Annotated in this window: 1 protein-coding gene and 1 pseudogene; both read left to right on the top strand. The window is 61.0% G+C overall.

What is annotated here, in order from left to right:
* Positions 1-405 (top strand): annotated as a pseudogene (locus tag V6C07_RS11600) (hypothetical protein); the annotation flags it as partial.
* Between the two features lie 35 nt (positions 406-440).
* The coding region (locus tag V6C07_RS11595; protein ID WP_333536637.1) for a PEP/pyruvate-binding domain-containing protein at positions 441-1,833 on the top strand (1,393 nt) is incomplete at its 3' end.

Here is a 1,833-nt window from a genome sequence, read left to right as displayed (position 1 = left end):
CACGGCAGCCCCGACAGGTCAAAAGACCAGGACGAAGCCCTTGAAGCGCCTCCAGCCGCACCCGCTTCCGTGCAGCAAGCGCCGTCCCCTGCGGATTCCTCCGCCTTCCCGGGAGATGCCGTGCGGCATCCCTCTCCCATGCCCCATGCGTCTCCCCACGCCGGAAGATTCATGCAGACGGACATGCCCCGCCTCAATCACCGCCAGAGGGAAATGTGGCCCCGCATTGAACAGGTTGGCAGCATAAGTCGCCAGGAATACCAGCAGATGGTGGGCGAAAACATTTCCATGCGCACGGCGCAGTATGATTTGCAGCTTTTTGTGCAGATGGGTCTGGTACGTAAAGAAGGGCGCGGCCCGGCCCAGCGTTATGTGGTCGTGCCGGGCAGGCCGTTTTCCGGCTGATTCGGGCTTTCTAACGTCATATCCGGAGCATGTTCATGGTCGGCAAACTGAAAAAATTCTTTGGCCGCAAGCCGCGCCTCTCGCGCGAGCAGGCCATGACCGCCTTTCACAGGCGATATGCCTCCTTCAAGGAACTGCTTCAGGCCAATGCGGACCTGGCCGGCATTCTGGCCGGTCTTAATGCCGCACAGCATGGCGAACGACACATGGAAACAAGCCAGGTGCGCAAGGAAGCCCGGCGTGCGATCTTTCGTTGTGACCGCATGGCCGCCGCGCTCAACGATATTTCCGGCCGACGGCATCTGGGGCTGAATGCAGCCGTACACAGCATTGCCGGGCGCATAGAAAAAGAGCTGGATCAGCGTACTCGCGGCGATGTGCCGAGCCTGACCCTGAATCTTACGGAAGTGGACGCCAGCATGGCCTACAGTGTGGGCGGCAAAAACGCCAATCTCGGTGAACTGCGGAACATGCTGGACATGCCCGTGCCGCGCGGCTTCGCCATCACCATAAAGGCCGGAACCATCTTCCTTCTGCGCACGCCGGGACTTTTCAAAAGCGTCTACTCCCTGTTGCGCTCCGTGGATCCTGACAAGCCTGACAACATCAATGCTGTTTCCCGCCAGGTGGAAAAGCTCATCCGCGAGGCCCCCGTTCCCAAAGAAGTGGAAGACGCCCTGCTCAAAGCCTGGGATCTGGCCTATGGCAATGATCCCAATGCGGTGGCGGCCCTGCGCTCCAGCGCCATTGCCGAAGACGGGGTTCAGTCCTTTGCCGGGCAATACCGCAGTCTGCTGGGCGTTACGCGCAACGACCTGATCCCGTCGTTCAAGGTTGTTGTTGCCAGCCTGTTTTCACCCCGCGCCCTGACCTACCGCGCCAGCCACGGCTATGCTCTTGATGCCATGGGCATGGGCCTGTGCTGTGTTGAAATGGTGCGCGCCCGTGCCGCCGGCGTGGTTTTTTCGCGCCACCCTGTGGATCTGCGCTCCAACAGCATTGTCATCAACGGCCTGTGGGGTCTGGGAGAAATGGTGGTGGACGGCTCCGGCACGCCGGATCAGTGGCTGGTATCAAGGGCCACCGGCAAGATCACCAAAACCACCATTGCTCACAAGGCTGTGCGCCTGCGTCTGGTGCGCCACGGATCGGGAGTTGAAAGCGAGATGGTTCCCGTACCCGACGCCCTGCGGGATGTTCCCTGCCTCAGCGATGATCAGGTGCGCCGCCTGGCGGACATGGCTATGGAACTGGAGCGTCATTACCAGTATCCGCAGGATATGGAATGGGCTGTGGACGAAGAGGATCAGATTGTACTGCTGCAAACCCGGCCAATGGGACTGGACAGCATGGCGGAAGAAAAAGCCGCGCCCATCCTCGGACATCTGCGGCCGCTGCTTTCCGGCGCGGACGTGGCCGCCAGGGGCG

The sequence above is a fragment of the Desulfovibrio sp. 1214_IL3152 genome (assembly GCF_036763055.1).
Classification (GTDB): domain Bacteria; phylum Desulfobacterota; class Desulfovibrionia; order Desulfovibrionales; family Desulfovibrionaceae; genus Desulfovibrio.
This window is presented reverse-complemented; position numbering and strand designations above follow the sequence as displayed.